The sequence below is a fragment of the Finegoldia sp. P1-F-LS genome, from assembly GCF_052932205.1.
This window is the reverse complement of record NZ_JBRFJH010000001.1, coordinates 17,118-40,489: the sequence shown is the minus strand read 5'-3', so window position 1 is coordinate 40,489 and position 23,372 is coordinate 17,118. Positions and strand designations below refer to the sequence as shown.

Sequence of the window (23,372 nt, the reverse complement as noted above, 5' to 3'; positions counted from 1 at the left end):
AATTTAAATAAAAAAGATAGCTAAAACTAGCTATCTTTTTTATATGGCAGAGATTGAAGGAATCGAACCTTCATCACTCAGATTCGGAGTCTGACATTTTACCAATTAAACTAAATCTCTATATGCTATCATTTATGATTATAATTTACATTATAGTTTTTTTATAAAACAATACAAAATTTACGTGTTATAAATTTTACTTACACTGAAAATACATAATCTCAAAAAAAATTGTTACGTTAATTGTTACGTTTTATAATCGTAGATTAAATATATAAAACATAAAAACGGCTTGATTCAATGTCTAATAACACATAGAACCAAGCCGTTAAGTTGTGGCAGGCTACTAAAAACATCAAACGAACATTTGTTTATTTATATTTCTGATAATGAATTTGTGATAAAAGCAAGCTAAATATTTATGGTTTTATTATATACCCATTTAAATCCATTTTACAAGCTTTTTAAACTTTAGCCATGTGATTATACTACTATTATCAAAAACTCTTTGTATATTTCGTCTGATGAAGTTGTTTTTTAACAAAATCTAATTTTAAGCAATAAAAAATAGGGTAGACATAAAAGTCTACCCTCATGTGTAGTAAAAATAAGTTACAAAATGATTTAATCAATATACTATAAATTTTTTCACGATTTTATATTTTCTTTTTCCAACATTCCTACAAGCATATATAATATTTTTATTATATTATATGGCTAATCTTCTTAGTACATACCACTTCTAAAATCAATTAGAAGTTACTCAACTTTACTCAACTTTACTCAACTTTTACTTTTCTTTATTATAATTGATTGTACTTATGCCTAATATAGTACCTAAAAATGTATCCACAGCAGCCATACAATACACAACTAAATCAATATGCTCGTATCCTAATTTACCGCCAATACCACCTACAAGGGTAGTCAAAGCAGGCAAAAAGATAATAGCAATCCATTTCAACACATCATAAGTCTTGTTATCTAATTTCATCTATTTCCTCCTCAAAAATTTTGATCTATCTTTCAGAAACTCATCCACTTTATCACTAGATACCAAATAATCGCAATATCCAGTGATTCCGTAATCTTTTCCGCTAATTTTACCTGTAGAACTCCCAATTCCAATTATCGTATCTTTCGATCTCTTCATTTTTCCGAAATCCATGTTTAGCTCCGCAGGAACTAATATAGCCTTGTGCTGTTTAGCAATCTTCACAGCTAGTTCGTAGTCCTTTGCTTCATAAGTTACTACCGTTTGTTTAATTTGATCCAGTAATTTTTTTTCTTCCATTTTTGATAATCCTTTCACTTCAGTTTTTTGAATAGTCTTTTTAAATCCATTAAGACCAGCATTTTTAATGATGATTGGATAATCGATAAAAGCGTAGTTTGCATCCACTCCACCTTCTCCAGTACTTGGCACTCCTGGTACTTGCTTTTTATTAGTATATTGCCACATACCATAACTTCTATAGCATCTTGGCGTATTTACATACCAATGCGCAATCCACACATCGTAATTCTTCATTCTTGCTCTATCGAATTTGTTATTGATCCAATCTCCCGAACTGTACAAACCAGTGTAGTATCCATTCTTTTCAAGAATATCCATAAAAGCAATAGCCATATCCGTTTTTGTTGACCTGCTTATATTTCTTTGAGATGGATCTTCGAAATCCAAATACACAGGATACTCAAACTGTTTATCATCTAGCAATTTCATAAATCTTTTAGCTTCGCCCTTCGCCTCATTGACATTCATAGCATAACTATACCAATATGCACCAACAGGCATTCCTGCCGCTTTTGCATTTTTGTAATTAGTTTGAAAATAAGGATCCTCGCCTCTCGCTCCAGATCCTGCTTTCAGTATTACGAACTCAACTCCACTTTGTTTAGCTAATTTCATATTGACATTTCCGTTGTTTTTTGAAATATCAACTCCGAATTTTCTAGTCGTCATATCGTCTACCTCCTCCCAGTACAATCTGCTTCATTTCTCCAAGAATCTTCAATATTTCTTCTTGGTTCTTTAAAATTTCATCATGATCTCTTTGTAAATCTAATGCGTTAACATTGTGATGCTCTAGCTTTTCTTTTAAGTCTAATAACTGTCTTTTAAAATCTACAGTCTCGTCATAATGCCTGTTCGTAATCTCAGTATTTCTATCAATCGACTTGTTGAAATTCATCCACGCATTCAAAAAAAGAGGTGCGTATTTAAATACAAACACGCACACTCCAGCCGCAAATGCGAAGGTAAATCCAGTATCTAATAATTTTAGAAATTGCTCCATCTATTCCTCCTCAGTTGCTAATTCTTCAAGTCCTAATTCAACAAGTATCTTTTTAACACGTTCTTTTAAGCAATTTGGAACACTCTTGTATGTTCTTCTGCCTCTCATAATCAAATATGCATACATATCAGCCATCTATTTCACCCCCTTTATCTTTGTTTATCGACTCTTGAATTGACTTCATAGTCTCTTCAAGCTCCATCATCTTGTCAAAAATCTCAGTCATTGCTTCTGCTTCTTTCAACTTCTTTTCTTCTGCTTCAATTTCATCATTTGTTTTCTTTTTCTTAATCTCAGCCACGATATCCGACAACTTATCATCTAGCTTATCCACATTGCCAGTTATCATAGCTCCGTCTTCCCTCAAATACTCAAATCTTGTATTATTTTCGTTTATATAAATATTTATCATTAAATTGACCCCCTTATGTGATATGAAATAGATAAATTCGGAGTAGTAGTTTTGTTGAAACAGTTATGAATCCTAACTTTGAAATAATCACTTCCATAATCAGTAACGTGTAGTACCATTCCTAATCCTCCACATTTGACAATAGTTGCGCCAATATACTCAACATTAATACTAGGTGAATAGTTAATGGTAATAATATCAGAATATCCACCACTTCCGACCGATCTTGGATACGTAATCTCTCCCAAATCAACAATCCCGTAAATATCCCTAGTACTTTCAGTATCAAGTCTTTTAGCGGTATTGTACGATGCAAAAGGCTTGGGCGGCTCTAAATTTATCTCTTTACCATCTATCTTTAACTCTTTTTTAATATTAAGATAATCTATATCTGCCTTCCAGGCTTTTAAAGTCAAATCCGCCTCAATACCTTGTGCGAAAATATCTCCCTTTACTTCTAGGTTATCATTTCCTACAAGTTTATCATCAGGAAACTTCCCTATACCAACACTGTTATTCTTTGGATTTATGGCAATTCCTATTGATTGTGTTGGCACCGTAACCAACGCAGTATAACTTCTGAACTTATCCGTTGCAGTTACTCTAACCTCATACGATGCAAACTCCTTGTATCCACTTCCCAAACTCACCGATTGAGTAGTAGATGCAATATTAATATTTGCACTGTATTTCGTTGAGAAACTTCCGTACGGCAATTCCCTCACATCAACAGTTACATTACAAGTATTATTATCAGTACTACTAGACACAGTGTGCTGTACCTTAACAGAAGCATTCAACCCTTCTCCTTGTCTTGTAACACTACATTCAGCAGTTGGTGGATTGTACTCTTTAACCCTTATATTCTGACCATAAGATTTTCTTTGATTTCTACTATCCACAACCTCAAAAGTGATGTTTCTTTCTCCAGCTCTTGTTACACTACCAATGTCGATAGTAGAACTATCTGAGTAAGTAGTGTATCCATCTAATGTCGCCAGGTACTTTTCAATACTTGCACCATTATACGCTTCAGCAGAGACATAAGCACTAACATCACTTATATTTGTATAGAAGTAGTCACTTCCGAATACGCTCTTAACCTGTGAATTATTTTCACTAACTGACACATAGCTTATGCTAGGCTTTTTTATCTCAAAAACTCGTAGGTTAATCGTCTTTGAAGCAGTCGTGCCATCATCAGCACTAGCAGTAAAAGTCACATATCCACTTGACTCACTACCGAACACATCAGAAAAAGTACTTGAACTAAAGGTAAAATGTGTACTACTTGCAAGACTACCAACATATCCACTATAGTTGTCCGTCTCCCATCTAATACTTCCACTTCTTCCATCAATATTCGTCACATTAATAGTCACAGAATCGCCTATGTTTGCATAGTACACAGTATCTGCCACAGAATCGACTATACTCATACTCATAGTTTTTTTTCTAGCAATCGTCGGCAAAGTCATAGTAGCACTTAAAGAACAATTACCTCTATGTGTCCCAACACTTGCTTGAATTGGAAACGACATTGTTCCATCCGAATTGTGAGTGATTGTAAAAGTCCCACTACAAAGAGTTGAACTTCCACCCCTGTCAAAACTATAAGTTGTTGTAGTGTTTTCTATCGTTTGATTATTACAAATTAAAGAAGTGGGTCTCTTTGTTTGAGAATAGCCACTTCCTCCGCCTCTACTTTCAAGATATAATCTGTATCTAATTCTTGATGTGTTATCAGCCTCTGATTGACTGATAACTGACATATCTAATTTAAAATACGCATACAGGCTTTGTGGCGCTGTACCAGTATATGTTGCCATTTATTCCTCCTAAATCGGTTTAATAATCGTGTATTTATTTACATCATTATCGTGCTTTGTTACCATGTGATATCCGAATTCTAATACACCGTCAACCTTTAAATTCGGTACTTGTACTTGTGAATTGGCAAATCTTGCCACAGTCTTAGTACCATCTATAATTTCTAGTGCATTGTTTTTAAGAATCATCTTCACCGCTTCGTCTTTTTTACCAATGAGAATACCTTCCTCACCGAAGTCAAAGAAAGTTGTTATCGCTTCTATTGTGTGCTTACCAGCTCCGACATTCTCCTCAATAATCTTGATCCTGTCTTTAAGTGATAAGCTCTCATTTTCCAACGCTTTTTTCACAGTATCTGCATACGCTTTTGCCTTTTCGACTTCTACAAATGATTTTTGAACATCATTCTTGTTAGGCATTTGTTTTATAAGAACCTCAACAGCTTGTTGCCTTGACTCAATATCTGTAACAGTTTGTGAGTCGGCTTTCTTTTCAAGCTCATCTTCGAAATCACTAGGATTTTTGCCCCACGAAGTCGCAACATCGCCCTCTTCCAATTGTGGACGTGCAACAGTCATATCAACAAATTGACCCTTATTTGCACTTCTTAATTGAAATTGAATTCGATTTTCCCAATAACCGTCCATTTTGTCTCTTTTGCCAGTTACAACAAACCTCTTGCATTCATTTGCATTTAATTCATAAGCGAAGTTCCAGTTGAACCCGTTTACTCTAAGTTGTGCTGGCACATCACGATTATTTTTCACATAAACAGAAAATGTATAATTCTTTCCCGGCACTAAATCATCTACATCAAAATTGACATATGTTTTAATAAAATCTGTCGCATTTGCGGCATCTGATTTTATTCGTTGACCTTGAACATTAAATTCTTTCATATATTCATCTGTGATTAAGTGATTACCACCATCATATTTTGTCCAGCCAGTGATTTTATCTGAATTTCTAATTAAGTTTCTACCGCCAATTTCTCCAGTAAAAGTTCCGTCTTTTCCGTCAACACCGTCTTTACCGTTGATTTCCGATATATGCGGTGACCATACAGGATTAGTGTTTATTCCTTTTTCTAGCTTTATCTTGTCAATTCTTGAAGTTGATTTACCATCACTAGGATAAGCATATACCAATAACTTTGAATTATCGCCCTTGTGTACAACACCGTTGTATTCACGTGTATCTTTCCACTTAAAACTTACACTATACACACCTTGGCGGATTTCTGTTGCACCTTCTAGCCTTACATAAGACTCACTATTATAAAAATCAAATCGTGTCCTATCTTCTCCGAGTTTTCCCCAAATAGTTAGTGTATAATCTTCTCCAACTACAAAATCTCCCGATAAGTCATAGTTACTTATATTGTACTTGTCATTTTCTACACCTACATTCGATTTTAAAAGCATATTCCACGTGAAGTTACTTCCGTTAGCACCATCAGCACCATCTTTACCTTTATTCCCTTTAACCAACATCCATGTATATTTTTTGGGATCTGTTGAGTCTGCCTTAACATAGTCTGTGTAAGTTCCAATGTATGCCTTTTCTCCTGCTTGACTTGTGCTGAAATCCTTAGTCCCGTCTGCGCTATTTGACCACGCTGTGTGAAAATAAGGTGTTTTGCCATCAGCTCCCGCCTTTCCAGGTATTCCATCAGAGCCGTCTTTGCCTATTTTACTCACAGAATATCCAGTTTCAGAAGTGTTATCAGTATAATTCCACACTGTTTTCGTCCACAGAAAATCACCAGGACTTGTGCTTGGTATACCACTAGTCCACCCACTAGTAGGTGCAGAAGTACCACTTGTCGATTTAGCATAAGTTATAGTAGTAGTCTTAATACCTACGCCGTCTTTGCCAGCAATACCATCTTTACCAGTGTTACCATCTTTAGCGATATAAGTCTTCGTATACCCAGTTTCTGAAGTATTATCCGTGTATGCCCACACAGTTTTTGTCCATAAATATTTACCTTTCGATAAACCAGGTACTGTTTTAGTCCAACTAGTAGGCTCCTTTGTTTCAGAATCAGACAAGCCGTAGGAAATATCCGTGGATTTTAATCCAACACCGTTTTTACCTGCAACCCCATCTTTACCATCGTCACCTTTGAATAACGACCATTCATAACTTTTTGGATCTGTTGAGTCAGCTTTTTCAAAGTCTGTGTAGAATCCGATGTACTTTTTGTTCGCTGTAGCAGTTCTTGTGAATCCAACAGTCCCGTCTGCACTATCGGCATAAGCGAAGTGAACATACGAGGTTCTTCCGTCCTTGCCGTCTTTACCCGGCATACCATTTTCACCGTCGGCTCCTGGAGGTCCTGGAGTAAGCTCCAATATCTCCAAGTCTCTTTTTGTGATAGTATCTTCCCACCTATCACCCTTCCACAATCTCTTGAAATGGGTACCTTTACCATCGTCCCACTGCCACACATCGCCCCAACTCAAACTAGATCTATCAGGCTCTTTTTCTTGCTTATATATGCCAATAGTCAAGTCCTTTATGGTTATAAAGCTTGTGGCTACAGCAACATCATTAAGCATTGCAGAACATGTAAAAGTAGCTTGTAAATCCACATCAGTGTTATTTATCCCAAGTATATTACCAGTTGAGCCTTCTTTAGATTTGTTCCAGTTTTCATCACTTGTAGTAATCTTGTCCTGGTATTCGGACACTCTTTCCCATACAAACTTATCAATAGTAGCAGTTTGATCCACACCTGCTTTAGTAACAATAGCTGTGATTTCCGTTGACAGCACACCATCTTTGAACACATTACCTTGACTTGATGTTAGCTGCATCTCAAATGGTACATTTTGCCAATTGAATCTACTACTATACACAGATTTTTCCAAACTCAAAAGTCTTTCAGAAATCCCTGCTTTTTGTTCTTCAAAGTTAGCAAATACAGCAGAGTTGCTAAGCTCATCACATAAGCTCCTTGTGATATCCACAAGTCTAGCCGATAAGTACAACGCAGGTTTAAATCCGTGGTCTATAATTCTGATGTAGTCCCCAATTTCTAGCTCACTTGGAAGTTGTCTTAGTGATACCTCATAGCTAATTTTTGCCTCATTGTTGTTTTTTAAGAACCTCAATCCCTCATCGAACAATGTCTTTTGACTAGTAGCCTCGCTGTCGTACATTCTTATGAAATATTTTTGACCTGTTTTATTAAATCTAGTCCACTTCTTAGATGCTTCTCTATCGCAAATAAGACCATCATCAGTAACATAGAATCTTCCATCATCATACTTGTATCCCACCAAGTCTGTGTTAACTTCGTGTTCTTTGTACGATACTTGTTCTGTGCTAGAAGCAGTAGCACCGGCATTAGTATATCGTTCAGAACCTTTCATGATATTTGCAATCTTATCTCCCCACGCTTTATCACTAGCATAGTTGTGACCATTTTTATCGTGGTTCATTGCATACAACGTCTTTTGTCCACGGTTATAATAGTGTTCTTTTATCCACACAGCACCATTGATAATGCCTGCTTGTAAACTCCTGTTACTGCTTTTTTTAGCGTTATCAGGATTACTATCATACGCATTAATACCAAAATAATTGTGATATGTTCTTGCAATCCTACTGCTGCCCCACGCACTTTCTAATGCTGCATGAGCTAATATATATCTTGCATCTAATCCGGACTGTTTCTGTGCTTCTATGAACACTTGACCTTGTCCATTAAAAGGACTATTAGGAGCCTTCGCCCTTATCCAGTTATTAATTTGAGTCGCTGTTATATTACTTAGTCTCTTGCCTAAATCGTGTTTTGTAACATCAGAATTAGTCCAATATGTCTTTTTAGTAGCATCAATTATAGTTCCACCTTTGTTCTCATTCCAACGATAGAACCTAACATTTGGACCAGTCCAGCCTCGAAGCTTAGTTGTTACAATCCCATTGATTGATCCGTATAGCGTACAATGTATAATCGTGTTTTTATCTAAGATTACACCCGTATGACCCTTGTTGTTGTATCTCGATACGAATATATCCCCATATTGAATTTCTGATTGTTTGATTTGATGAAAGTACGTTCCAGCATTTCCCAAAGCCCATAATGTCTCCGTAGTTGGAAGTCCCACAGACTTTGGGAAAAGTCCTGCAAATTTTGCAGCGCTACTAACAGAACTTGAACAATCGTAATAATTAGGACCTTCACGTCTTGCTTGTGAATATCTAACTTTTCCTTCACGTGATTTCATCCACTTAACAAATAACTCAATCTTGCTATTTGGAGCAGGTTTCTTGTTATCTTCTTCGATTTCAACTTGTTTTACTTCTCTGATTTGCTCTTTGTGAGGTTTACCCACAGGTCTTACAGCAGTACACAAGTCCGCAATTGACACAGTACGCTTAACATCGCTAACATCACGACCAAACTCAAGCCTGTATCCAGTCTCTTTTCCACGTTTCTTATAAAAATTAATAACCTTTTTATCAATTGCGTTACCATTTAATTTAACATCATAGCTAATCTCACAACCGAAACGACCCGCAATCATAGCAAGTCTCTTAGTCTTAGTCGTTGTTCCATCAAATTTAAAAGCTAAGTTTTTATCCTTAGCTTCATTAATTCCAACAACCCAGTCTGATTTTTCACCAAGAGTATTGTTAACCCATTCTGCAAGTGTTCCTTTGAAATCTTGTTCTGCGATATCTTCATTAAGTAAATCAAGTCCGCAATCTTCTGCGACTATCTCCTTTGAATATCTTGTTTCAACAACCTCAGTAACCTCTAAAAGTACAGGCTTTTTCTTATATCCAGTAGCAACAATCAAACAACCTGCTTCGATTAATTCAACATCTTTTTCAACGACCTTATCGATACTGCAAGTTAACATACAAGTTCCAGTTTCCAGGTTTTCGTTGAACTTATCATCTTGAAAATGCACGCCATCAGGATAATCATTACTAGCTATTGTCAATGTTTGTAAATTTCTATCTGTTACTATTAACATTTGAATACCTCTCTATAACTAACATCACAATCAACATAAGAGCCAAATTCTCCCTCCGTAGTTATCGCTATTTCCTCTGTCCCTGGGTAAATGGGAGTCGGTTTTGAGCCAAATGCAATTGGCATCAAGCATCTGTGTCCGTTGTGGTAACAAAAACCAGTGTTCATATCAATTCTCACTGTATCTCCGTCATTGAAGTTAAAACGTGGAATAGCTACATTAATCATAGAAAACTCTTCCTTGCTTTTACTTTCAACATAAATATCTGCATCATACCCTGTAATGGTCATATGCATTGGATTACAAGCTTGGATAAAGTCGTAGTTGTTCTTCTTAGTGCATAACACATACACATCACTAGCCACTACATCATCAATCTCAGCATTCATTAGCCTATAAGTGTAGCTTTTACCATTTAGCTGATTATACATGTAGTATGTAACCATAGCACCTCTTTTAGTAATAGTTACAGCACCTGTCCAGTCGGCTTTGTTGTATCCAGTGTGAAGTTTACCATCACTACCACACAAGCACACCATTGCCATTCTTCCATCGCCATTTATAGTTTCAATCCTCATGCCTCCAATCATATTTTGGTCTTTATCAGTAATACCAAAAGTCAGAAAACCAAATTGTCCAGGATTAGCCTTGTAATTAAACTTAAAAGTCATCTCCCAATCAGTCGCATTGTTAGTCACCTTGCGATGCAAAGGTAATGTCGAGAATGTCTTTAAACTTGAACTATTCCAAAAAGGATACACACCAGTCACAGTGCTTTGACTTTGACCTTGAATGTCCTCTTCAAGTAACCAACCAAGGTAACCTTGCTTATCAATTAGCCTATATGCCTTCTTTGATTTTGATTTATTCACAACCTTCGTCTTATCGAATTTAAAAGACTTACCTTTAACCCAGTTAGCAATCCTAACACCATTGTCCCAATACCTTGCGTTCTTTGACACAGTAACAGTCCCGTTAGGAGTCTTTGGACTAGATGTAGTCGTATTAGATACCTTCCCATCAAAATCACTATCAGCTATAAGTTTAGATGCATCCACAATATCCCAACCATCGCTGGTTTTCATAACCCTATCAAGAATAGTTAACGTTCCTTTACCACTCTTGAACAAGCTACTAGTTTGTTCCTTGTGTATCTTCATCTGCTTAATCGGTGCAAACTCCTTGCTATCCCCAAATTGGAAACTACCGTGCTTACTAGTCACGCCAATCATTGTAACCTTGCCATGACAAGTGAAATCAAAAATAGGATACGTCTTATCCGTACCCTTGTTTTCACACATAATACTTTTAGCATTAGCCTGTGACAGTTCCACAGGCTCTCTCTTATACCCACAAGCAGATGGAATGATAAAAGTTAACTCGCCCTTTGTGTAATTATATCCTTCTTCAATTTCTGTAGTTCCGTCTAATTTAGCATAGTAAATAACATCAGGATTATCATAAAAGAACAATTCTGATAACTCCTCAGTTACTAAAAGATTAGCAAATAAATTTCTAATCGCGTTTTTGTTTTGTTTTACAGTATTGTATTTAATCTTGAAATACAACGGATCTCTTCTTGTACTTATCAAATCAGCACCATTAAAACTTATATAATCATTCAACCTATTGCTAATATTTGAAGCAATAGGTCTGTTGATTTCTTCTACAGTTAGTAAATCCCTAAAATCAGTACCATTGAAGAAAAATCCGAACTTTTTTTCTTTGTCAACTTTAACAAATTTTAAAATATCATTCATTAATACAACTCTCCTCTTCTTCTTTCTCTGATTTTTTGATTTCTCTTTAAGAACTCATCTGTAAACTTATATGTTCCTCTTGCAACTTCTCTAGAATCCATCTCACTAGTTACAGTTAAATTCAAATCTCCTAACTCTCTTACAACAAGTGATTGAACACCGTTTGTGCTAATAGCTTTGCCAGTATTTTCGACATTAGAATCTTGATTAAACACTCCCGTTCCTCCTAATACTACTCTTTTCATTTCAGAAGTATTAGATACGTTATTTCTCATATTTAATCCAAATCCTTTTTCAGCATATTCTTTAAAATCTTGAATAATATTTCTAGCGTTATCAATCGTCCTTACGAATCCGCTATCATCAAGATCAAACTCAAATCCAAGATTATTATCAGTACCTATAATGCTTGATATTGTGTTTCCCATAGAATTAACATTTGACTTCACATCATCAAACCCACTATTTAACCCACTATTCAAGCCAAGCATTATAGCATTACCAGCAGGAATCAAAAGCTTTCTATCCACCTGTATCGGTCCTTTATGCTCTCTTATCCAATTTCCAATGCCCCCGATAAAGTCCTGAACCTTTTTATACGCCGATTTCAAGCCGTTTAAAAAACCATTCATAATCTTTTTACCAATATCTATCAAGCTAATACTTTTCAATGAATTAAAGATATCCTTGACTTTATTGATTATATTTTGAACGCCCGTCTTTAATCCGTTAAACACAGATATAGCTCCATTTACTAAACCAGTAGCTATGTTTATTACTGAATTTTTTATTGCATTCCACACACTTGAAAATACATTTTGTATTCCAGCTATAATATTTGATAGAGTAGTTTTAAGTAACTCAAATCCTGCAATAACACCGTCTTTGATTGTAGTGACAACTGTTGTAATAACAGTCTTAATACCTTCCCACAATAATCCAGCAGTCTCTTTGATTTTATCCCAAATAAGTTGTAAATCTGATTGTAATTGTGTGAAATTCCCCGTTACCAAATCTATAACCAGTAAAATTGGAGTCATAATAACAAGTTTAATACCTTCCCATAACCCCTTAGCAATAGATACTATTCCATTCCATATTCCTGTTAAATAACCTGAAACTCCATCCCAAACACTAGTAACAGTTGATGTTATACCATCCCAAATTCCACTGAAGAAATCCTTTATACCAGTCCAGATTTCTACCGTAGTTTCTTTGATACTATTCCATGCATTAACGAAAAAGTCTTTAATCGAACTAGCAACATTATTTACAAAATTTCTAAATCCCTCGAAATGCTTATAACAATAAATTAATACTCCTACCACAGCTACAATTCCAGCTATAATTAAGATTATAGGATTAGCCATTAATGTAGCCCATAATCCTTGAAACGCTCCACCAATTGCACTTATTCCACCTTTTATGCCACTAGCAACACCTGACAAGCTAGTTCCAAGGTTACTAAAAGCACCAGGAACGCCCTTTATAATTTCAACACCTTGACCTAATCCATTAATAGCACCCGTTATCTTGTTTACGCCATCAGTAACACCTTGTGCAATTGACACAATACCTTTGAAAGCCAAAAGAGGAGCAAGAACAGCCAAAATAACTGGAGCTAAAGGTCTAAGTCTTTCATACCATTTTTGAAATTCTCCTGCAACTTCTTTAACTTTATCCATAATATCTGGAATGTGATCTGAAATATATCCAAAAGCCTCACCAACTTTTTGTTTAATCTTATTGATATTATCTGATATAGTTCCAAAACCTTCCGACTCTGCCCACTCATTAAAGCTTTGAATAACATTAGCAACACCATTTTTAATAGCTGTTTGTAAGTTTTGCATCGATGTTCCAATACCTTTAGTCGCTTCTAATGCTGTGTTATGCCAACTATCAGCACCTTTGTTTAACTCAACAAACTTACCAGTAACCTGATCCATAGTGATTTTGCCTTTTTTAAGAGCTTCATAAAAATCATTAGTTGCACTCTTACCAGTAAACCCAAACGCTCTCGCAGTTTTATCCAACGCATATGGCATAGTCTCTTGAAGTGTTCTCCAGCTTTGCATATCAACCTTTCCAGCAGACAACATTTGCATATACTGTTCCAAACCACGACCTGCTGATTCACTACTTGCACCACTTGCTAAAAAAGCATCATTCAACGCTAAAGTAGCATCAGTTGCCTTGGGAACATCGCCCATAATAGTTGTCATACGCTGAGTTGTACTAGCAATGCCATCTAACGTCGTAGGGAGTCCTTGGATACCATTGGATAGGCTTTTAATAGATGCTTTTGCTTCTTCACTCTTATATCCCATTTGTTCCAATACCTTCGGAAACTGATTAAGAGTATCCACCCTTGACACAGCCCCGTCAACAGCTCCACTAATAGCTCCCATAGCCATTGAAAAACCCTTTACAGCTAATTGTGCAATACCAAATGATTTAGCCATTTGTCCGATTCCAGGAACCGCTCCTGAACTAGCTTCGTTGATCTTATTTTTCGTATCCTCTAAAGCGCCACTAACCTTTTTAAATGCCTTTTCCATACTACTAGCATCGCCATTAATTTCAACGCTTAAAGTATAGTCAGCCGCCATAATCTCACCTCCTCAATCCATTGACTTCGTAAATTTTATCAACCCAAGATTTACCCTCTTTTTCTTCAGTCTCAAAGATTACTTCAGCATCATTTCTTGCCTTTTCCTTATCCAGAGGCTTTTGAACTTTCTTCCATAATTTTTGAAACCTAGCGTTTTTCTTTCTAAGTGCATTACTAACCGCATTCAACACTGCATTTCTAAGTTGTGTTGTTTCTTGCACAGTTTTTGTCTCATACGCTTTTCGAATAAATGCAACGTCTCTTGGCGTTAATTGTTCGTAATCTTCTCTTGAATACCCAAAATTTACAACATAAAAAGCGAAATCAATATCATCAGCATATTCAGTAGTTAACCTCACATACTCCTCATCGATTTCGCTATTATCTGTTTCAAAATATTCTAATTCAATTAAACGCCTTGGAAGAAAAAAGGACAGTCAATCTTAATTTCATTCACAACCAACATGTTAACAAAAATCAATCCCTTTTCATTAATCAATTTATCAAACAGATCTGATGCCTGCTCAATAGCAATCTTACCTGCATCTATTTGATATAAAGAATGAGAAAAAAGAACTCTCAAAGTCGTTAATGGTAGCATAGCATTATACTTTGACAATTCTCCCATCAAAGAACTTCCAATAGCTCTTTCAATGTTTTCTAACGCTTTTAAATTGAACTTTAACTCATACTTCTTTTCGTTTAAGTTTATTATCGCTTTATCACTCATCTTATACACCTACTTTATCCCCAGGCATTGCATTAGCACTCTTATCACCACTAGTTAAATCAACTAACGCCCCATTACCTTCAAGTGAAATAGAATAAGTCATAGCATCATCAAATGGAGCTTCTATAGAATAATCCGTTACCGCCGCAAGACCTCCGAACATTCCTTTTTTCTCTTTAACATTCACAACCTTAATACAAACAAGGTCTGAATCCTCAAACGCTTTGGATAAAGCTTTATGTGCCTCATCACTAGGTACAAATAAGCCATCATTATCAATAGACCACTCTTTCATACCTGCGATCTTTGATTTCCATCCACCAACAGTATCCTTACTAGATACCTCAATAGAATCACTCGTTCTATTAATCTTTAAACCTTGTTGACCACTTATTCCCAATAGTTTTTGACCATCAGCACTAAATATAGCCAACAAAATATCTTTTCCAGCTACAGCTTTTGAAGCAGAGCTAGTAAAATCACAATATAAGTTATTTTCAAACGCTTTTGTTAAATCTCCCATAATAATCTCCTTTTTTAAATTTTGACCTTAAATCCATAACAAAGCTTAATCTCAAACTCTAAAATAGCATGCCATGAACCTGTTTCTTCTTGTTCCAACGATTGTAATCCGATTTCGTCTTGCCTAATAACAGAAATATTGTTATCTTCAAACCTCAATTCTTCTGTAAAAGCCTCTTCAATCTCTGTAATAAGCTTGTACATTTCGACTTTGCTATTAGATTTTTCAGCAACGATATGAACCAATATATTGAATACTTCGCCCCACATTGATTTCGTGTTTTCTGCCCTCTTATCGTACAATTCCACATAAGCAAACGGAGGCTTTTCATCCACTGGAACATAGTCGTAAGCCCTTAATAGAGTATTCTTTTCAATTAAATCCTGAACTATCTTAATAAAGTCTACAATACCAACTTTTTTAATCATTTTTTCAGTTCCTTTATCAAATCATTCATATATATTCTCCCCTGTTTACTAACATTTCGTTTAAGATATCTTTGACCATCAACGTGTCCATTTTTACCAACATCATGTCCATATTCTACATGTGGTGCGTACTCTTCAGTATAATAAAAAATACCTTTAAATCTTGTACTTGGAATAGCTTCTCTTAACCTACGGCTTTTAATCAAATCTCCGTTATCTCTCGGAGTTCCAGGAGGTCTTTTTGCTCTGTTAAATATTTCCACTAAACTCTTATTAGCAACACCATAAAACCTAGCCTTACTCTTTTTATAAAGAGCTTGTTCAAGTCTTTTATCGCCCTTTAACGAATATTTCATTTACCTACCCTTTCTATGATAAAAAATATCCATCTTCCGATGTCCTTGACTTCAATTACCTTATAAACCTCGTCTTCGATTTTCACCTTCTCCAAACTCTTGGCAAAGCTAATATCAAAGCCATTGCAAAACATTTTTCTTGAATTCTTGGTAACATCACGTCCGAAAATTTCAATATCATCTCTAGTCCAGTTAGTAATTCTACAAGGATAATAGTTTTCACTTACCTTATCCTCATACATCTTATTTTTTAATTCGTCTTGCCCATTTTGAATTTTGAAAATAGGGTACAGCCTTAAATACATCATAAAAAGCGAATCATCCTTTTACCCTTACTATCATCTTTAGAGTTCATATAAATATATGATCTAAACTCATCATCATATTCACTCAATACATCACTGACAAATGATGTGGAGATAGTATCCACACTCTCAGAATTAATACCTTCGTAGTTAATCCTTCTAACCATTTTCACAGTTGCATCGACTGCTATTGAATACAATAAACCACTTAATACACTATCGCCAACACGCAAACAAATTCGGTCAGCGATAGTAGTGATTAATTCTTTCAAATTGTCATCAGTAGCAACAACATTGTAAGGCTTAATTCTTGTTTGCACTCTCTCTAACAACTCTTTTAAATTGTCTTCTGTTATTGCTCCCATATGCTATCTACGCTCCTACAGTTGCTGGAGCAGGTTCTGTTATTTTAACCTTTACAATACCGTCCAATCTCTCAACATACATTAACATTCCACTCATTAATAATGTTTGAGTAGTAGCAGACGTATGATCCAAGAAATGAGTCATACCTATATAACCCAATCCAACACCATTTAAGCCGAACTCTCTAGCCATTTCTGAATTAGTAGCGTTGATATATGCTAATACAATGTTTTCAGGAACAGTAGCCCAAATTTCGCCTTCTGCAATATCAGTAGTAGAAATAATAGTTGTGTCCGTAAATGCATTGATAAAAGTCATACCAAATGCAGTTTGAGTAGTAATATTAGCGTTACCCAAATATTTTGCAATGTCCAATGGATTTGCAAATATAATGCATCTTTGTGATCCAAAATCTTCAAACAGTGCTTGTAACTTACCCCAAGCACTAGCAACCGCACCTTGAAGTCCATTTCCCAAAGCTTTTTGAGTAGTAGAACCAGTTTTTAAAAGAGTAACAAAGTCTTTTCTAATTTCTTTTTGTAACTTTTGTACAAGTGCATCATCAGTATTTGTTACCGCTTCATTAGATCCATACATTTGAACAGCTTCCGCAGTAGTTGCCTTTCTGTATTTCTTTAGTGTAATCTCTTTTGTAGTCTTTTCTTTTCTAGTAACCTTAGACAAAGGAATAGTTTCACCCTCTGCTACATTTCCATCCGCCAAAGTAACATCGTATTTATCATAAATTCTAATAGTAGAACCATTTGTCAATGATATTCTTCTAGTAACCCCTAATAACTCCAACATTTTGCTTACATTTTCTTGAAATGTATTAGTAACATCAACCGTAATAGGGTATTTTAAATCTTGTTTTTTAATTAAATTTGCATCTGCCATTTTAAAATTCTCCTTTTTACATAAATAATTCTTCGTTTTCTTTAATCAAACGTTGACGTTCTTGCCTATCCTTCACCGATAAAATATCCTCTCTCGTTAAACCAGCAACAGATTTTTGCTTAGGAGTCTTTCCTTTTAGCTTTTCATTCACAGCCCTCTCCACAGCCGTTTTAAAAGCCTTAGAAAAACTATCCACACAAACCTTAGTGTCCTCTGCATTATCGCCGATAAGCATAGCCACAACCTCATCAGGCAAGGTTATATCATTGTCTTTAAGCATAGAGTTAGCTTCCTTTATCATGTCGTTTTTAGCTTCTTTATTCTTGTATTCTTCTAACTCTTTTTGAAGTTGTTCCACCATATATTGGTTTTTTTGCTCCGCATTCATCTTTGCAAGCTTTTTAGCTTCTTCCTGTGCTTTCTCGTTCTTAGCTTTTTCCTTAGCTAATCTGTCTTGAACAATCTTGTTAACCTCATCTTGTGTAAAAGTCTTTTCAGTTTCTTTTTCAGCATCAACATTTGCTTGATCCACTTCTGTTTCTGCCTCTTCATCTGCAAATAGTTGCAAATTCAAAGGTATTTTTCTTATGTCTTCCATTTTCTTCTCCTTTTTTACATGTAAGTTCATGAATTTATATATGTTCTAGCTTTAACCTCAGCTAGTTGAGTGCATTAAAAAATAGACAGTTTATAGACTTATCTAGGTCTAGTCATAAAGAATGTGATATTTCTTGTCTGACTTTATTTTTTATTTTATTTAAAAATCTTTTTTTATAGCATTCACCTAATTATATGCTTAAATTATTGTCTTTAATCATTGTAAATATTGCATTTGATAATCTAGTTACAAAATTTTCGCTCATATCTAAATCATACATATCAGATATTCCATGAAGAATCTCATGCAGTAGTGTTTCTTGCTTTATATCGTCACCGTAATTTGCATTTAAATATATCTTACATTTGTTGTAATCTATTTCACCATAGCATTCTTTAGGATTCTCTATCATGGCAGTATTTATTTCTGCTTCTACTATTTCATACTCTTTCCAGCCTATTTTTACACTTTTCATTTTTTACTCCTAAAAATTTGTACTAAAAAAGCACATCTAACCCATTACAGCTGTAATTAGTTAGTGTGCTATTAATTTTATGCTAAAAGATAACCTCTAGCTTTCTTGTATTTTTCAACTCTTTTAAAGTCTTTTTCTGTAAGACATTTCAGTCTGTTTAAATTCATATTATCTTCTAAATCCATTAGTTTTACTTTTCTTGCAATGCTGTTACTTTTTATATTTTTTACATAATCCATGTATGCTACATTTTCTGGATGCGTAAGTTTAATCAAAGCATCTTTTTGTTCAGAGTCAAGAAAGTCAAAATCATTAATTGTGTATTTGTCAGAATCTTCTAAAACATCGTGCAACAGTGCAACTATCTTATATCGCCTGTCACTTATTTTCTTAGAAACTCTTAAAGGATGTAAAAAGTATGCGTGTCCGCCTTTATCTTTTTGACCTTTATGTGCATTCAACATAATAAAAAAGGCTCTAAGATAGTTGAGCATAATATTCTTCCTTTGTTATATCTTCTGTATATATCGACCCCAAATCAATTTTAGAATAGAAATCATTAAATACTTCCTTACCATCTTTTATGCAATAATACATGCCACCTTCACGTTTAACATACTTTTTATAGTCTGGACAATAATAATATACAGTTGGCGTTTTAAACTTCATAATCATTTAATCCTTTCTACATACTTGGGTATTGGAATTTTATTACTAATTTTTATCATTTCTTTGGTTAAATTATCCCATTTCATATTATTCTTATTTCTGTCTAACACTCTTTGTTGCTCATATATTTCATGTAATCCGTGTTCTTTTACAAAATAAGACTTATCAGTATGATACTGTAATTCAAATATTACCCCGTTGTTATCTTCGACTAAAGTATTAACTCCTTTATAAACAACATTTTGTTCAAAAGTGTTTTTTACTCTAACTATATTATACCCTTTATTCCTTAGTGTTCCAACAGTTTTGAAATAATTATTAGTAAAATCTTTCTCCTTACTAACAAAAGTATATCTTAATTTATCATTGATTCCTTTTGCTGCATCTTCCAAAGAAATTTCTTTTTCTTTTGAATCTGCGATTATCTTACGGGATAAGCTTTCTATGCTTTTAAACCTAAAATCTAAACCTACTAATTTTGATCTATTATCATGTTCTATTGATTTAAGTATAGATGTAATGTTTTTCTCATAAGGTTTCAATTTATTAATTTCATTTTCTGCTATCTCAGTTGATTCAAAATAATCGCCATACAGTTTCTCATACCTATCTACATAATCATCTGGTATAACCACGCTAAAACTACTACGGCAGTTAACATGCATTGGCGGAAAGTTTATCCCGACCTCACGATCCTTGAGCTTAAATATCTCCCCGTCCAAATCCTTGCACACATCACTTGTTTTTCTATCTATAACTGCTACATACTCATACTCATCATATAGTTTAGAATCATCAAATGTCTTCATCATAGCTTCATTATTGATTCTTGTACCTTCTGTTCGTACAATTCTCTTAATATCTGCTCTTGAGCGATCAACAAACCTCTCAGACATTTGTTTTACAACTCTATTGAAACTGTCACCTCTTATAATAGACGTCTTAAAATCATTAGTTAAGTAACTAATAAGCTTATTTTTATTTTCCCATATTCTATCACTGTAATCTTTTTGTTGAGTCCATTTCTTATTAATTAATAGCTCAGCACTCTCTTTATCAAAACTAAGCATAGTTCTTCCAAATCCCATACTATCCGCCATCTCATAATAAGTATCTCCGTATAAATCCACCAAATAATCATGTAATCTATCAACTTCTTTAGCACCAATTTCTAATTGCTGCAACTTTATAGACTCATTAAGTCCTTCTAGCCTTGTCAACTTATAAATAGACTTTCTTACATCAGTTAAGTGCTTGTATTGTGGGTATTTTTCAATAAAATCATCAAATCTTTCATATAATAATTTTCTGTCAACACTACTTAGTCTAGCTAAGAGTGATCTGTATTCAATAACATTATCCTTACCATACCTGGCAAAATATTCTGCAATTTCTTTGCCAAGCTTATGAGATTCTTCCTTGTAAAATTGAGTAAGTTTTTCGATTAACTTAGCCTCATCTTTTTCCAAATTATCCCATAACTCTTTTTGTCTTTTACTTGAGTATTCATTATACTGGTTTAGGTTCTTCATTTACTACCCTCATAAAACCATCAGAACCTTCAATGTCTTTTCTCTTATTTTCAATCTCATCTTTTGCATTATCCACAATGCTTAAAACATTGACTTGAGTTTCTTCCGATACAATACCACTTAAATTACGTGCTATTTCTGTTTCTTCTAATAAGTTAGATGGAACATTCCTAGTAAATTTATACCTAATCTTAACCCAATCATCACCATCCAAAGGACTACCAGGATAATTGGAAATTATCTTATATCTCCTGTTAAGTCCAGCTGTAAATTTACGCTCTTTAGTTCTTGCTAAATTGTCCATAGCTTGTAATTTGTATTTTAAAGACACTCCAGTTGATTGAGCAAAGTTTTCATCAGAAATATTAGCCACCATTGAAATTTGAAATATCAAACGCTCTAGTCTATTCAATAGATTTTCTTGAGTAGTGTCACTATTAGGTTTTGCTAAGAAATCAACTACCACTTTCTCAGAATTTTCTCCGCTAACATTAATAATTCGATAGTCTCTTAAATTCTTGATAACATCTTCATCTAACTTTTCACCTAATATTTTCATATACGCATCAGCATAATAGTCCACGTCATTAGCTTTTTCACTAATTGATTTATTAAAAGCGTTAATAAGACTCTCAACACTCTCAAAAATCCCCTTACGCTCTGCATTCTCAACATATTCAACAACTGGCACATCATTAAAATAATGTTCTTCTTCTGAAATAAACTTTAACCCATGATCTGTGTACATAAAATGAGTAATCTTCTTATCATCAGAAAAAGTACCCTCAATCTTTCCATCAGAGTTCTTATAATATCTAACGCAATACAGCACTTTTCTTCTTATGCTCTCATCAAACACCAAAAAAGCTTGCATAGGATTCAAATATGTTAATCCGATTCTTCCGTTCTCATCATTAAAAATAAGTTCAAATCCGTGTCCATATATACTACAAATCTTTGACAATTCAGCATTATTATCATCTTGATTATTGTAACTATCCAAAAAATCTAAATAATCATTAACCTTCTTGTTTTCATGAGTTGATTTTATAGGATTTCCAATAAAATACCCATTAAAAGTATCTACAATATACTTTGCGAAGTTTACTGATAGTCGATTGTCAGGCTTGTAGCTATCCTCCTTTTTAGGTTTAAAAGAAATAGGATACACAGTCTCATACATATTTTTTAACTTTTGATAGTGACCTATATTATTCTTATGTCTTTGAATAAATTTATCCAGCAATTCTGGAGTCATTCCAGAATCCTCAGAAATAGTAAACTCCTTATCTATTGAATCGTTAACTAAATTAATAGTCTCTGTAACATGTGTTGTCATTAAATTATCCCCCTAAACAATTGGACACTAACCTTATCAGATGCAGACTGTAAACTATATCGTAAAGCATCCATTAAATGGTTATTTTTATCTTCTGGAATATTAGTAAATTTCCCCATAACCTTATCAAATTTATATGAGTAACTATAAAACTCTTCTTTGCAGCTAACTAGGGATGTATCACAAATAATTTTCAAACTTTGTAACTTATCAATCCCCTGGTTAACACTGCTCTTGCCTTTCCTAGACTTCTTTATTCGAAGACCGTAATCATTATTCAGCTCAGAAATCAATCTGTCCTCGGCACAGTCAGCAATAATAAGAGATTTGGAATACCCTTTAGATTTAATCATTCTAGCAATTTCATTAGTATGCATACCAGTTTCGTAATGCTCATCAATCAGATACAAAATCCCATTTTCACTATCAAGCCAAGAAACCACAAGAGCAGTTGGATCATGAGTAAAACCAAAATCCAACCCAACTATTAGCTCGTAATTTTGTTTCGCTAGAAAATCCTTATCTAACGGTCTATACTCTACATTCTCAAAAACAAGACCCTCAGACACTCCCCACTCGCCATCACACACAATCTTTGCACGTCTAGGATTAGTTTTATAGAGCTTCTCATATCTTTTTATAGTTTGCTCATCTAACCACTCATTAAGCTTGTATGTAGTAGTTAGAGTAAATACATCATCATCTTTAGCGTCAAAAAATTCGCTTTTTAACCAATGATTTTCGCTCCAAGGATTAAAAGTAAGTATAACCTGCCTGTATGCATTTTTGTCTTCTAAAATGCCCCTCATACCTTCTACAACGGTATCCAATTTATCCCTACTCTCTAACTCATAAGCTTCCTCTAGCCATAAATGAGTGATAGATCCTTTCTCTAATTGAATTGAAGTCATTTTCAAAGCATCATCAAAACCACGAAATAGTATTTTCTGACCAGTAGGAATATACGTTGCTTCCATTGGGCTAACCGTAAATTGCCATAAATTTTGAACTCCTAATCTATTCGTGGCACTCTTCAATCCTACAAACACACTATCTCTCAAGGTATTTTGATACCTTCTAGCAGCAATAACATTCATCCAGGGATATTTCATCATCTTATAAATAATTTCTATCTGTGTAGTAACGGATTTCTTACTACCCCTACTACCTTTGACCACTTTATAAAACTTCTTACAATTCCAAAACTCGTTATATCCTTGACCAATCAAATTTGAAACACGAAT

At 34.4% G+C, this 23,372-nt stretch carries 24 protein-coding genes and 1 tRNA gene; all 25 read right to left on the bottom strand.

The window, feature by feature from the left end:
• Window positions 1–44 precede the first annotated feature (44 nt).
• A tRNA-Arg gene (locus ACU68Y_RS00385) sits at window positions 45–120 on the bottom strand.
• Between the two features lie 670 nt (window positions 121–790).
• Window positions 791–994: a phage holin gene (locus tag ACU68Y_RS00380; protein WP_446755183.1), complete on the bottom strand. Its 204-nt coding sequence runs from the start codon at window positions 992–994 to the stop codon at window positions 791–793.
• Window positions 995–1,966 (bottom strand): glycoside hydrolase family 25 protein, encoded by a 972-nt coding sequence (locus ACU68Y_RS00375; RefSeq protein ID WP_446755182.1) that lies wholly within the window; start codon window positions 1,964–1,966, stop codon window positions 995–997.
• Window positions 1,956–2,300 (bottom strand): hypothetical protein, encoded by a 345-nt coding sequence (locus tag ACU68Y_RS00370; protein WP_446755181.1) that lies wholly within the window; start codon window positions 2,298–2,300, stop codon window positions 1,956–1,958. The genes ACU68Y_RS00375 and ACU68Y_RS00370 overlap by 11 nt, the downstream gene beginning before the upstream one ends.
• Window positions 2,301–2,435 (bottom strand): CD1375 family protein, encoded by a 135-nt coding sequence (locus tag ACU68Y_RS00365; protein ID WP_265583509.1) that lies wholly within the window; start codon window positions 2,433–2,435, stop codon window positions 2,301–2,303.
• A complete protein-coding gene (locus ACU68Y_RS00360; RefSeq protein WP_446755180.1) occupies window positions 2,428–2,712 on the bottom strand; it encodes a hypothetical protein in 285 nt (94 codons plus the stop codon). Before ACU68Y_RS00360 ends, ACU68Y_RS00365 begins: the two co-directional genes overlap by 8 nt.
• Entirely contained in the window at window positions 2,712–4,541 is a 1,830-nt protein-coding gene (locus tag ACU68Y_RS00355) for a DUF859 family phage minor structural protein (protein ID WP_446755179.1), read from the bottom strand. The genes ACU68Y_RS00360 and ACU68Y_RS00355 overlap by 1 nt, the downstream gene beginning before the upstream one ends.
• Window positions 4,542–4,550: 9 nt before the next feature.
• Window positions 4,551–9,536 carry a phage tail spike protein gene (locus tag ACU68Y_RS00350; protein ID WP_446755178.1) on the bottom strand — a complete coding sequence of 1,662 codons (4,986 nt, stop codon included), beginning with the start codon at window positions 9,534–9,536 and terminating at the stop codon, window positions 4,551–4,553.
• Window positions 9,530–11,296, bottom strand: a complete 1,767-nt coding sequence (locus tag ACU68Y_RS00345) for a distal tail protein Dit (RefSeq protein WP_446755177.1) — start codon at window positions 11,294–11,296, stop codon at window positions 9,530–9,532. The genes ACU68Y_RS00350 and ACU68Y_RS00345 overlap by 7 nt, the downstream gene beginning before the upstream one ends.
• Window positions 11,296–13,908: a phage tail protein gene (locus tag ACU68Y_RS00340; protein ID WP_316531797.1), complete on the bottom strand. Its 2,613-nt coding sequence runs from the start codon at window positions 13,906–13,908 to the stop codon at window positions 11,296–11,298. The genes ACU68Y_RS00345 and ACU68Y_RS00340 overlap by 1 nt, the downstream gene beginning before the upstream one ends.
• 4 nt (window positions 13,909–13,912) lie before the next feature.
• Window positions 13,913–14,269, bottom strand: coding sequence for a hypothetical protein (locus tag ACU68Y_RS00335; RefSeq protein WP_446755176.1), 357 nt, complete (start codon window positions 14,267–14,269; stop codon window positions 13,913–13,915).
• A gap of 50 nt (window positions 14,270–14,319) precedes the next feature.
• Window positions 14,320–14,640 carry a hypothetical protein gene (locus tag ACU68Y_RS00330; protein WP_102163780.1) on the bottom strand — a complete coding sequence of 107 codons (321 nt, stop codon included), beginning with the start codon at window positions 14,638–14,640 and terminating at the stop codon, window positions 14,320–14,322.
• A 1-nt stretch (window position 14,641) separates the two neighbouring features.
• A complete protein-coding gene (locus ACU68Y_RS00325; protein ID WP_102163782.1) occupies window positions 14,642–15,163 on the bottom strand; it encodes a phage major tail protein, TP901-1 family in 522 nt (173 codons plus the stop codon).
• Between the two features lie 14 nt (window positions 15,164–15,177).
• A complete protein-coding gene (locus tag ACU68Y_RS00320; protein ID WP_316449300.1) occupies window positions 15,178–15,591 on the bottom strand; it encodes a DUF5072 family protein in 414 nt (137 codons plus the stop codon).
• Window positions 15,588–15,947 carry a hypothetical protein gene (locus tag ACU68Y_RS00315; RefSeq protein WP_316449299.1) on the bottom strand — a complete coding sequence of 120 codons (360 nt, stop codon included), beginning with the start codon at window positions 15,945–15,947 and terminating at the stop codon, window positions 15,588–15,590. Before ACU68Y_RS00315 ends, ACU68Y_RS00320 begins: the two co-directional genes overlap by 4 nt.
• Entirely contained in the window at window positions 15,944–16,255 is a 312-nt protein-coding gene (locus ACU68Y_RS00310; protein WP_316449298.1) for a hypothetical protein, read from the bottom strand. The genes ACU68Y_RS00315 and ACU68Y_RS00310 overlap by 4 nt, the downstream gene beginning before the upstream one ends.
• Entirely contained in the window at window positions 16,252–16,617 is a 366-nt protein-coding gene (locus ACU68Y_RS00305; RefSeq protein WP_316531798.1) for a hypothetical protein, read from the bottom strand. Before ACU68Y_RS00305 ends, ACU68Y_RS00310 begins: the two co-directional genes overlap by 4 nt.
• Window positions 16,618–16,624: 7 nt before the next feature.
• Complete coding sequence (locus tag ACU68Y_RS00300; RefSeq protein ID WP_446755175.1) at window positions 16,625–17,515, bottom strand: hypothetical protein; 891 nt, start codon at window positions 17,513–17,515, stop codon at window positions 16,625–16,627.
• A 16-nt stretch (window positions 17,516–17,531) separates the two neighbouring features.
• On the bottom strand, window positions 17,532–18,113 hold the full coding sequence (locus ACU68Y_RS00295) for a DUF4355 domain-containing protein (protein WP_446755174.1): 582 nt from the start codon (window positions 18,111–18,113) through the stop codon (window positions 17,532–17,534).
• Between the two features lie 190 nt (window positions 18,114–18,303).
• Window positions 18,304–18,588 (bottom strand): hypothetical protein, encoded by a 285-nt coding sequence (locus ACU68Y_RS00290; RefSeq protein ID WP_446755173.1) that lies wholly within the window; start codon window positions 18,586–18,588, stop codon window positions 18,304–18,306.
• Between the two features lie 77 nt (window positions 18,589–18,665).
• A complete protein-coding gene (locus ACU68Y_RS00285; protein WP_446755172.1) occupies window positions 18,666–19,052 on the bottom strand; it encodes a GTP pyrophosphokinase in 387 nt (128 codons plus the stop codon).
• 13 nt (window positions 19,053–19,065) lie between these two features.
• The gene (locus ACU68Y_RS00280; RefSeq protein WP_094224053.1) at window positions 19,066–19,257 is read right to left on the bottom strand and encodes a hypothetical protein; all 192 of its coding nucleotides are present in this window, start codon (window positions 19,255–19,257) and stop codon (window positions 19,066–19,068) included.
• A 2-nt stretch (window positions 19,258–19,259) separates the two neighbouring features.
• On the bottom strand, window positions 19,260–20,789 hold the full coding sequence (locus tag ACU68Y_RS00275; RefSeq protein WP_446755171.1) for a minor capsid protein: 1,530 nt from the start codon (window positions 20,787–20,789) through the stop codon (window positions 19,260–19,262).
• Window positions 20,767–22,128: a phage portal protein gene (locus ACU68Y_RS00270; RefSeq protein WP_446755170.1), complete on the bottom strand. Its 1,362-nt coding sequence runs from the start codon at window positions 22,126–22,128 to the stop codon at window positions 20,767–20,769. Before ACU68Y_RS00270 ends, ACU68Y_RS00275 begins: the two co-directional genes overlap by 23 nt.
• Window positions 22,128–23,357 carry a PBSX family phage terminase large subunit gene (locus ACU68Y_RS00265; protein WP_446755169.1) on the bottom strand — a complete coding sequence of 410 codons (1,230 nt, stop codon included), beginning with the start codon at window positions 23,355–23,357 and terminating at the stop codon, window positions 22,128–22,130. The genes ACU68Y_RS00270 and ACU68Y_RS00265 overlap by 1 nt, the downstream gene beginning before the upstream one ends.
• Window positions 23,358–23,372: the final 15 nt, after the last annotated feature.

What these genes read in the sequence shown, in the direction of transcription:
- ACU68Y_RS00375 (WP_446755182.1), bottom strand. Translation starts at nt 1,966, where the DNA reads ATGACGACTAGAAAATTCGGAGTTGATATTTCAAAAAACAACGGAAAT.
- ACU68Y_RS00360 (WP_446755180.1), bottom strand. Translation starts at nt 2,712, where the DNA reads ATGATAAATATTTATATAAACGAAAATAATACAAGATTTGAGTATTTG.
- ACU68Y_RS00345 (WP_446755177.1), bottom strand. Translation starts at nt 11,296, where the DNA reads ATGAATGATATTTTAAAATTTGTTAAAGTTGACAAAGAAAAAAAGTTC.
- ACU68Y_RS00300 (WP_446755175.1), bottom strand. Translation starts at nt 17,515, where the DNA reads ATGGCAGATGCAAATTTAATTAAAAAACAAGATTTAAAATACCCTATT.
- ACU68Y_RS00380 (WP_446755183.1), bottom strand. Translation starts at nt 994, where the DNA reads ATGAAATTAGATAACAAGACTTATGATGTGTTGAAATGGATTGCTATT.
- ACU68Y_RS00355 (WP_446755179.1), bottom strand. Translation starts at nt 4,541, where the DNA reads ATGGCAACATATACTGGTACAGCGCCACAAAGCCTGTATGCGTATTTT.
- ACU68Y_RS00275 (WP_446755171.1), bottom strand. Translation starts at nt 20,789, where the DNA reads ATGAAGAACCTAAACCAGTATAATGAATACTCAAGTAAAAGACAAAAA.
- ACU68Y_RS00370 (WP_446755181.1), bottom strand. Translation starts at nt 2,300, where the DNA reads ATGGAGCAATTTCTAAAATTATTAGATACTGGATTTACCTTCGCATTT.
- ACU68Y_RS00305 (WP_316531798.1), bottom strand. Translation starts at nt 16,617, where the DNA reads ATGGGAGCAATAACAGAAGACAATTTAAAAGAGTTGTTAGAGAGAGTG.
- ACU68Y_RS00290 (WP_446755173.1), bottom strand. Translation starts at nt 18,588, where the DNA reads ATGAAAAGTGTAAAAATAGGCTGGAAAGAGTATGAAATAGTAGAAGCA.
- ACU68Y_RS00315 (WP_316449299.1), bottom strand. Translation starts at nt 15,947, where the DNA reads ATGAAATATTCGTTAAAGGGCGATAAAAGACTTGAACAAGCTCTTTAT.
- ACU68Y_RS00280 (WP_094224053.1), bottom strand. Translation starts at nt 19,257, where the DNA reads ATGAAGTTTAAAACGCCAACTGTATATTATTATTGTCCAGACTATAAA.
- ACU68Y_RS00295 (WP_446755174.1), bottom strand. Translation starts at nt 18,113, where the DNA reads ATGGAAGACATAAGAAAAATACCTTTGAATTTGCAACTATTTGCAGAT.
- ACU68Y_RS00350 (WP_446755178.1), bottom strand. Translation starts at nt 9,536, where the DNA reads ATGTTAATAGTAACAGATAGAAATTTACAAACATTGACAATAGCTAGT.
- ACU68Y_RS00285 (WP_446755172.1), bottom strand. Translation starts at nt 19,052, where the DNA reads ATGTTGAATGCACATAAAGGTCAAAAAGATAAAGGCGGACACGCATAC.
- ACU68Y_RS00310 (WP_316449298.1), bottom strand. Translation starts at nt 16,255, where the DNA reads ATGATGTATTTAAGGCTGTACCCTATTTTCAAAATTCAAAATGGGCAA.
- ACU68Y_RS00365 (WP_265583509.1), bottom strand. Translation starts at nt 2,435, where the DNA reads ATGGCTGATATGTATGCATATTTGATTATGAGAGGCAGAAGAACATAC.
- ACU68Y_RS00340 (WP_316531797.1), bottom strand. Translation starts at nt 13,908, where the DNA reads ATGGCGGCTGACTATACTTTAAGCGTTGAAATTAATGGCGATGCTAGT.
- ACU68Y_RS00325 (WP_102163782.1), bottom strand. Translation starts at nt 15,163, where the DNA reads ATGGGAGATTTAACAAAAGCGTTTGAAAATAACTTATATTGTGATTTT.
- ACU68Y_RS00320 (WP_316449300.1), bottom strand. Translation starts at nt 15,591, where the DNA reads ATGATTAAAAAAGTTGGTATTGTAGACTTTATTAAGATAGTTCAGGAT.
- ACU68Y_RS00330 (WP_102163780.1), bottom strand. Translation starts at nt 14,640, where the DNA reads ATGAGTGATAAAGCGATAATAAACTTAAACGAAAAGAAGTATGAGTTA.
- ACU68Y_RS00270 (WP_446755170.1), bottom strand. Translation starts at nt 22,128, where the DNA reads ATGACAACACATGTTACAGAGACTATTAATTTAGTTAACGATTCAATA.